Genomic DNA, 8,862 nt, shown 5'->3' with positions numbered 1-8,862 from the left:
ACCATGTGTGCCGAGCTCTCCGGGCTCGAGATGGCGGGCGCGTCGATGCTCGACGAGGGCACGGCCGCAGCCGAGGCGATGACGATGCTCGGCCGGATCAACAGGAAGAACAAGTCCACGCGGGTGGCGATCGACTCGGAGCTCTTCGGCCAGACCGCCGCCGTGGTGCGTACGCGCGCCACAGCGCTCGGCTTCGAGGTCGTCGAGGCGGACCTTATCTCAGACGGCCTGCCGGAGGGGGACTTCTTCGCCGCGCTCGTGCAGACCCCCGGCGCCTCGGGACGCGTCGCCGATCCGGCAGCGCTGCGGGCGCTCATCGAGGAGTGCCACTCCCGCGAGGTGCTCGTCGGCGCCGGTGTCGACCTCCTCGGCGCCGCCGTACTCACGCCTCCCGGAGAACTCGGCGCCGACGTGTGCTTCGGCTCCTCCCAGCGCTTCGGCGTGCCCATGGGCTTCGGCGGCCCGCACGCTGGCTTCCTCTCGTGCCGGGAGAAGGACGCGCGCCAGCTCCCCGGCCGACTCGTGGGCGTGTCGAACGACGCCGACGGGCACGTCGGCTACCGCCTCGCGCTGCAGACACGCGAGCAGCACATCCGCCGCGACAAGGCGACGTCGAATATCTGCACCGCACAGGTGCTCCTCGCCGTGATGGCGGCGATGTACGCCTCCTACCACGGCCCAGAGGGACTTCGCGCGATCGCACGCTCCGTCCACGCCAAGGCCGCGGCGCTCGCCGAGGGGCTGCGCGCCGCCGGTGGTGTCGAGGTCGTCCACGCCGAGTTCTTCGACACCGTTCTCGCTCGCGTGCCGGGCCGCGCCGCCGAGGTCGTCGAGGCCGCGCGGGCCGAGGGGATCAACCTGTGGCAGCGCGGGGCGGACGAGGTCTCCGTGTCGGTGGACGAGACGACGACCCCCGCACACATTGCCGCGGTGCTCGCCGCGTTCGGCGCGGGCGACGCCGAGGAGCCGGTGATCGAGATCGACGACGCCTACGGCGACCGCACCTCCGATTTCCTCCAGCACCCGGCGTTCCTCGACCACCACACCGAGACGTCGATGATGCGCTACCTGCGCATGCTCTCGGACAAGGACATGGCTCTCGACCGCACGATGATCCCGCTGGGCTCGTGCACGATGAAGCTCAATGCGGCGACCGAGATGGAGGCGATCACCTGGCCCGAGTTCGGGCGGCTCCACCCGTTCGCCCCTGTGGCGCAGACCGCCGGCATCCGCCGCCTCGTGGCCGACGTCGAGCAGTGGCTCGTGGATATCACCGGTTACTCCGCCGTCAGCCTGCAGCCCAACGCCGGTTCCCAGGGCGAGTACGCCGGCCTGCTCGCCATCCGCGAGTACCACCTCTCGCGGGGCGACGAGCAGCGCAACATCATGCTCATCCCGTCGTCGGCGCACGGCACTAACGCCGCATCGGCCGCGCTCGCGGGCCTCAAGGTGGTCGTCGTCAAGAGCCTCGATTCGGGCGACATCGACGTCGACGACCTGCGCGCCAAGATCGAGAAGCACGGCGAGGAGATCGCCGGGATCATGATCACGTACCCGTCGACCCACGGTGTCTACGAGCACGCGATCGAGGAGATCTGTGCGGTCGTGCATGACGCCGGAGGCCAGGTCTACATCGACGGCGCGAACCTCAACGCGCTGGTGGGCCTGGCACGGCCCGGCCGCTTCGGCGGGGACGTCTCGCACCTCAACCTGCACAAGACGTTCTGCATCCCGCACGGCGGCGGCGGCCCCGGCGTCGGCCCGGTCGCGGTGGCCGAGCACCTCGTGCCGTTCCTCCCCGGGCACCCGTACGAGCCCGGCATGTCCGGCCGCGATCCGGTGTCTTCGGCCCCGTTCGGCTCGGCTTCGATCCTGCCGATCACCTGGGCGTACATCCGCATGATGGGCGCAGCCGGTCTGCGCGAGGCGACGCTCACGGCGATCGCCAACGCGAACTACCTCGCACGGCGGATCTCCGAGTACTTCCCGGTGCTCTACACGGGCAAGAACGGCTGGGTCGCGCACGAGTGCATCCTCGACTTCCGTCCGCTGATCAAGGCGACCGGCGTGAGCATCGACGACGTGGCTAAGCGCCTCGCCGACTACGGTTTCCACGCCCCGACGATGAGCTTCCCCGTGCCCGACACACTCATGGTCGAGCCCACGGAGTCCGAGAATCTTGCCGAACTCGACGCGTTCGTCGAGGCACTGGCCTCGATCCGCGCGGAGATCGACGGGATCACCGACGGCAAGTGGACCGCGGAGACGAGCCCGCTGCGTGGCGCCCCGCACACCGCGGCATCGATCGCCGAGGACGAGTGGAACCACCCGTACACCCGCAAGCAGGCGGTCTACCCGCTCGGCCACACGTGGCGCCCGAAGGTGTGGCCGGCCACGCGCCGGATCGACGGAGCGTACGGCGACCGCAACCTCGCATGCTCGTGCCCGCCGATCGAGGCGTTCGCCGAGGAGGGGTAGGGCGTTAGCTGCGACCGGCCCGTTGGCCGTGTGGCAGGCGCGGATTCTCGAGGGTCCGGCGTTCCCGTGGACGGGAATGTCGGACCCTCTCGCCATAGTGGGTGCATGGACCACTCGAGCGAGAGCCACCCCGAATCCGATTCGTTCGGCGCACCCCGCGCGCCGGACGCGCTCGTTCGCTGGGCGAGCAGGCAGTGCTATCCCGAAATCCTCGGCTTCGACCGCTCGGAGGTCGACCTGTCGTGGTGGAACGAGAAGCTCGAGCTGTACGAGATTCCCATCACGCTCCTCGGGCGCGGCCCGGACGGGCAGCGGATATCCGAGGGCGTCGGGGAGATCAGCCGCCTCGACCTGTTAAGCACCGCACGTTACGCAGGGGAGGTCTCGGAGAACCCGTTCCGGTGGATGCCCAGGCCTCGCAGGAGCACTCAGGATCTCGCACTCGCCTCGCCCCGCGAAAGGCGGCGGGCAATGCTGGAGGCAGATCCACCGGGTGCCGTTTTCGGGCGGGATCCGGGGCACCTGCTTACCCTGCTCTATCTCTGCGCGGCGTTCGTCACTGGGCGCCACCGGTTCCGCGAGCACCGCCGCTCGTTCTCTCCGTTCGTCCACCGGGAATCGCGCGGGGAGCGGGGGATCATCAGGGTGCCGGATGTGCTCGCCGAATCAGCGGACAACCTCGATGTCCCGGGTCTTGCGCTCGAGGAGCTCCTGCGCACGGACCATTTGGCGACCATCGTCGATCTACGGCGAGACAGCGTCAAACGCTCCGAGCCGAACCGCGGCCGAGTCTCGGGAAGCAGGGACGAGCGGGGTTCCATCTACTATTCGCAGTCGATCCCCGGACTCGGCGCCGTCGTGGCCTCGCACTTTCTCGGGGCACTCTCTTCGGCCGCGCCGGTCGAGTCGATCGCGCCGGTGGACCCCGCGGCGATCAATATGCTCGTCCGCTGCGGATGGACGGAATTCGGGGCGGAGACCGGGTGGACCCGCCGGAGGTTCTCCGCCTATCAGGAAATCGTGCACCGCTGGGCAAAGGAAGCGGGAACCGAGCCCGACCTCGTGGAGATGTGGCTTGTCGCCTCGTGGAACGGGCGGAACTCGGAGCTCACACCCATGCGCCGCGCCGTCTAGCGGCGCCTCGGCGGCGGGGTGGCGAGCCGCGCGCTCTTCACTTGCGCGGGGATGTTTCCGTTGTAGTCGATGGGCGTCCACGCCTCCGCCACGGTCCACTGCGATCCACAGCCGCGGCAGGCGAAGAGCTGCTCACCCTCGAACTGCGCCGGCGTCGCGTGCCAGCTGCACAGCGAGCGGCACGGATTCGCGGCGAGGGGAGTGGCACCGGTGTTCACGGGCGGGCTTTGCAGACTAGCCCGAGCTGGAGTCCGAGGACTAGTCCGGGGAATCGGTCGGGGTCGCCGATGGATCGACGGGCTGCTTGACGATCGTGTAGCTCAGCGTCGCCTCGGGAGTCACCACGTCGAGCCGGCCCACGCGCAGTCCGGCGGGAACCACGAAGCCCACGGACCCTTCGGTCACCTCCCCGGGATCGCCGAGATCAGAGCGGACCAGTGGATTGGCGAGGAAGGACTCGGGGGTGTCCATGCGCTTGAGCTCGCCGCCGTCCGGCGCGTAAGCATGGAACTGCGCCGGGTCGATGTATGGGTTGCCGAACTCCGCGGTCGCGCCGACATCGGCGATGAGTACCTGCTCGTTATCCGAGGACGAGCTGTTCGTCTCGAGGCGCAGCGGCTCGACGGTGAGCGACATGCTCCCGTCGCCCACGGGAATCGACTGCGGCTGCCCGAAGGTGGCCGACTGCGGGAGGACGGCGTCGGGTGGGGACTCCAGCTGGTCCTGGTCGTTTCCTCCGCAGGCCGCTGCCAGCGGCAGGACGAGGGCGACGGACGCCATCTTGATCCATGTCGGCGTGGAAACGCGCACGTTGTGACCCCTACTCGACGTCGCCTTCACGGCTTGGAAGGCGGTATCCACTGTTTTCTCGACCGGGTATCCCACCCGCGATTGCACCGGGAGAGATGCCTAAGACTGATTCAGCTTACGCGAGAAGGTCGCCGGCTTATCGATACGCACCGGTGTCATGTCGCGATCGACCTCGAGGAAATCCGCGGCCGAGCTCGCCTCGGCGAGGAGCGAGAGGTGGTGCACCGTCGGCGGCAGTAACGCGATTTCCTCGTTTCGGAACGCTTCGAGTAGCGCTGCGGGCCTGGCCCAGCGGGCGCCCTCGAACTCGCCGTTGTCGCCGTCCGGCTGATGCGGACCGTCCTGCGCGATCTCCACGCCGAAGAAGAACGTGTCGTAGCGGCGCGGTGGACCGACGGGAGTGACCCACCGGCCGAGCGGGTGCAGCAGCGCAGTGTCCGCGGCGATCCCGGCCTCGGAGAGAAGCGCGGCGAGCGAGGTCTCGTGTGCCGCCACCCGGGTTCGGCGGCCCGGCCAAGGCGAATCGGGGAGTGCTCCGTCAGAGGCGATGGAGCATTGCGGGGAGGCGAGAAGCAGGCCCGTCTCCTCGAAGCACTCGCGGATCGCGGCGGAGCACAGCGAGAGCGCGCGCTCGGGGGCGACGCCGAGACGCGCGGACCACTGTTCGGCCGAAGGGCCGGTGGTGGGGAAGGCCTCGCAGTCGGTGGGGTCGACGCCGCCGCCGGGAAAGGCGATCATCCCGCTGGCGAAGACCATCGAGCGGGCCCGACGGATGGCGAAGACCTCCGGCCCTTCCCGGCTATCGCGGACCAGGAGCAACGTCGCCGCGTCCTTGACCGGTACGGAGGCGGGATCGAATTCCGGTGAATCGCCGGTTGCCGAAGTGGACATGGAACCGATTGTGCCCGGCGCCCGCGCGGGCCGGGCCCGAAATGGCGAATGCCCGCCCCTGCCGGGGCGGGCATTCGAATCGCGTGGGTTTGCGGGTGCTACTTGTCCGAGGAGAAGGGCGGGCCCACGACGAGGAGCACGACGAAGACGACGACCACGACCGCGAGCGCCACGAGAATCGCGGTGACGGGGCGCCGCAGCACCCCGGCGGCCACCTTCTCGAGCGGACCGGCGGGAGCCTCGCCTCCGGCGCCGAGACGCCACGGGTCGCTGACCTTGCCCTTGGCGAGCATGGACTTCTCGTACCAGATCGACATGTAGGGGATCACGGCGCAGACGAGGCCGAGGACGGTGGTGCCGGCCGACCACTTCTGGTCGATGGCGAGGAACACCACGACGACCACGAAGCAGAGGAAGACGAAGCCGTGGATTCCTCCGCCGATAGACGTAGCCCACGGCTGATCGAAGGCGTACTTGCCGATCATGCCCAGGATGAGGAGCGTCCACGTGACGACCTCCGCGAGCGCTGCCTTACGAAAAACTTCCACTGGTCCCATGCGTACGGGGTACCTTCCACTCTCGACGACGATGGCCCGCCATGTGCCGGTTCGACGACCGGGCGCCGTGGCTAGCCCTCCACCAGCCTAAGAGATGAGAATCGGACGTCGCCCTCCGCATCGCTCGCGGCGAGATCGACAATGCCCTCGATGGCCCAGCCGTGGTCCCCCTCGGGGTCGACGAGGGTCTGCCGGACGTTCCACGTGCCCGGCTCTACGCCTGGTCCGGAGGTCTCCACGGAGAAGAAGCGGGGGCCGCGGGCGTCGGGGCCGGTCTCGATGCGGTCGTACTCGTCCCAGTAGGGATCGATCTCCGCGTCCCAGTCCGGGTGTTCGGCGACGTCGGCGTCGAGCTCGACGAGGCGGTCGATCTCGTCGCGGGAGAGGAGCTCGACGCGCCGGAACAGGGCGCCGCGGACCATGCGGTTGAACGCGCGCGCGTTGCCCGTGACCGGCCGCGAGCTGTCCTCGCCGAACGCCTTCTCGGTGTCGATGGGTCCGTCTACCGCACAAGGCGCCGTCAACCCCTCCCATTCGTCGAGAAGGCTCGAGTCCACCTGGCGGATGAGCTCGCCGAGCCAGTTGACGATGTCCTCGAGCTCCTCTGTGCGCTTGTCCGTGGGTATGGTCTGCCGCATCGTGCGGTAGGCATCGGTGAGGTAGCGGAGCACGACCCCCTCCGCGCGGGCGACGCCGTACGTCGAGACGAGGTCCGAGAAGGTCATCCCCTTTTCCACCATGTCCCTGACGACGGACTTCGGGGACAGCCCGGCCCCTCCCGTCCATGCGTGCGTCTCCGAGTAGGAGGCGAAGGCTGCCTCCAGCTCGGCCTCTAGAGGCTTCGGCCACGTGATGTCCTCGACGATGGACATGCGGTCGTGGTAGTCGACGCCGTCGGCTTTGAGGTCGGCAATGGCATCCCCGCGGATCTTCTTCTGCTGCCCGATGAGGAGGGGGCGCGGATCCTCGAGGATCGCCTCGATGATCGAGATGACATCGATGGCATAGGACTCGGACTCCGGGTCCGGGATATCCATGGCGGCGACGGCGAACGGGGCGAGGGGCTGGTTGAGGGCGAAATCCTCCTGCAAGCTGCTCGACAGTTCGACGTGCCTGCCCTCGGCGTCCGGCTCGTCGAGGCGATGGACGAGGCCGTCGGCCTCGAGCCCGCGGAACAGCGCGATCGCGCGGAGGGCGAGAGCCCGCTTGGACGCTCTGGTCTCGAAGGAGCCGAGAATGAGCTCCTTGGTTCGCGCGAAGCAGCTGCCGGGTCCCGAGATGATGTCGAGGAGCATCGAATTGGTGATCCGGAACCGGCTGACGAGTTGTTCGGGGGGCGCCGAGACGAGCTTGTCGAAGGTGGCCGGCGTCCAGCTGACCGTTCCCTCGGGAGGCTTCTTCTTCTGTTGCTTGTTCTTCTTCTTGGGGTTGTTCTGGGCCTTCGCCGCGGCTTTGGCGTTCTCGATCTCGTGCTCGGGCGCCTCGACGACGACGAGGCCCTCGGTATCGAATCCCGCGCGGCCGGCGCGCCCTGCGATTTGGTGGAACTCGCGGGATTTGAGGATGCGCTGGCGCTGACCGTCGAACTTCGCGAGAGCGGTGAACAGCACGGTGTGGATGGGCACGTTGATGCCCACGCCGAGGGTGTCCGTGCCGCAGATGATCGGGAGGAGGCCCTCCTGCGCCAGGCGCTCGACGAGGCGCCGGTACTTGGGCAGCATTCCCGCGTGGTGAACGCCGACGCCGCTGCGCAGCAGCTTCGACAGCGTCTTGCCGAACGAGGTGGAGAAGCGGAAGCCCTTGAGCTCCGCGGCGATCCGCTCCTTGGCCTCCTTCGACACGAAGTTCTTCGTGATGAGCGCCTGCGCCTGCTCGATCGCGGAGAGCTGCGTGAAGTGGACGATGTAGATCGGCGCCTTCCCCTCGCGCAGGAGCAGCTCGACGGTGTCGGGCACCGGGGTGAGCACGTATTCGAAGGAGAGTGGTACGGGCCGCTCGGCATCGTCGATGACGGCGACCTTCCGGCCGGTCCTGCCCTCGATGCCCTCGACGAGCCACGACACATCGCCGAGAGTCGCGGACATGAGGAGGAACTGGCAATCGCGCAGCGTGAGCAGGGGAGCCTGCCACGCCCAGCCGCGATCCGGCTCGGAGAAGTAGTGGAATTCATCCATGACGATCTGGCCGATGCCGCTCGCATCGCCATCGCGCAGCGCGATGTTCGCGACGATCTCGGCGGTGGCGCAGATGATGGGCGCAGAGGTATTGACGGAGGCATCGCCCGTCATCATCCCCACGTTTTCCGCGCCGAACACCTCGCACAGCGCGAAGAACTTCTCGCTGACCAGCGCCTTGATCGGCGCCGTGTAGAACGACTTGCGGCCTCGCGCGGCCGCGACGAAATGCGCGGCGAGCGCGACCATAGACTTGCCCGAGCCGGTCGGCGTGGCGAGGATGACGTGCTCGTCCGCGACCAGTTCGAGGGTCGCCTCCTCCTGGTGCGGATACAGCGTGATGCCGCGGTCCGACACCCACCTGTTGAACGAGTCCAGGAGGGCCTCGTCGAAGAGGGACTCCGGGACATCGTCGAGGTCGGCGAGATAGCTGGACAGCGGCTCTGGTGTGGACACGCCGGCAAGTCTATCGACCGACCCCGACAACTTCGGGCAGGGAGGGCTAGCCGCCGAAGCCCCCGGCGCTGCGGCCTCCGTCGTCATCCGTCCCGTCCTGCTGGGCGAGGAAGTGCTCCAGCTCGGCACCGAGCTCGTCGCCCGTGGGCAGCGGGCCCTCGGCCGGGGCCAGAGAGTTACTCGACTCGCGGGAGGACACGATCTGGTCGTAGGCCTGCTCGAGGCCGGAGACCATCTGCAGCACCTCGGTGTTGCCCTCGATCTGGGAAGCGAGGTTGGCGTCGAACGTCTGCTTCGCGGCCTCCAGCTGGCCGAGCGGGATGTCGAGGCCCGTGGCCTTGTTGACATCCTCGACGAGCCGG

7 protein-coding genes and 1 pseudogene are annotated in these 8,862 nt (G+C 68.3%); 2 read left to right on the top strand and 6 right to left on the bottom strand.

Translation table 11 applies throughout. The features are described 5' to 3' along the window. The coding region (gcvP, locus tag V7E05_RS07340) for an aminomethyl-transferring glycine dehydrogenase (protein WP_333619016.1) at positions 1-2,478 on the top strand (2,478 nt) is incomplete at its 5' end. 105 nt (positions 2,479-2,583) lie between these two features. Then, entirely contained in the window at positions 2,584-3,612 is a 1,029-nt protein-coding gene (locus tag V7E05_RS07335; RefSeq protein ID WP_333619015.1) for an 8-oxoguanine DNA glycosylase OGG fold protein, read from the top strand. Here the strand turns inward: V7E05_RS07335 and V7E05_RS07330 are convergent. From V7E05_RS07330 to V7E05_RS07305, 6 genes and pseudogenes are all read right to left on the bottom strand, one after another. Further along, a complete protein-coding gene (locus tag V7E05_RS07330; RefSeq protein WP_333619014.1) occupies positions 3,609-3,830 on the bottom strand; it encodes a hypothetical protein in 222 nt (73 codons plus the stop codon). The genes V7E05_RS07335 and V7E05_RS07330 overlap by 4 nt on opposite strands. Before the next feature lie 40 nt (positions 3,831-3,870). Beyond that, positions 3,871-4,422: a hypothetical protein gene (locus V7E05_RS07325; protein ID WP_333619013.1), complete on the bottom strand. Its 552-nt coding sequence runs from the start codon at positions 4,420-4,422 to the stop codon at positions 3,871-3,873. A 99-nt stretch (positions 4,423-4,521) separates the two neighbouring features. After that, on the bottom strand, positions 4,522-5,313 hold the full coding sequence (locus V7E05_RS07320; RefSeq protein ID WP_333619012.1) for an NUDIX hydrolase: 792 nt from the start codon (positions 5,311-5,313) through the stop codon (positions 4,522-4,524). A gap of 98 nt (positions 5,314-5,411) precedes the next feature. Beyond that, the gene (locus V7E05_RS07315) at positions 5,412-5,870 is read right to left on the bottom strand and encodes a DUF3817 domain-containing protein (protein WP_333619011.1); all 459 of its coding nucleotides are present in this window, start codon (positions 5,868-5,870) and stop codon (positions 5,412-5,414) included. 71 nt (positions 5,871-5,941) lie between these two features. Further along, complete coding sequence (locus V7E05_RS07310; protein ID WP_333619010.1) at positions 5,942-8,500, bottom strand: DEAD/DEAH box helicase; 2,559 nt, start codon at positions 8,498-8,500, stop codon at positions 5,942-5,944. A 46-nt stretch (positions 8,501-8,546) separates the two neighbouring features. Beyond that, positions 8,547-8,862: pseudogene (locus V7E05_RS07305) on the bottom strand (PAC2 family protein); the annotation flags it as partial.

The sequence above is a fragment of the Dietzia sp. genome (assembly GCF_036741115.1).
GTDB lineage: Bacteria > Actinomycetota > Actinomycetes > Mycobacteriales > Mycobacteriaceae > Dietzia.
Note: the sequence above shows the minus strand (reverse complement) of the source record. Positions and strands in the feature narration are given on the sequence as shown.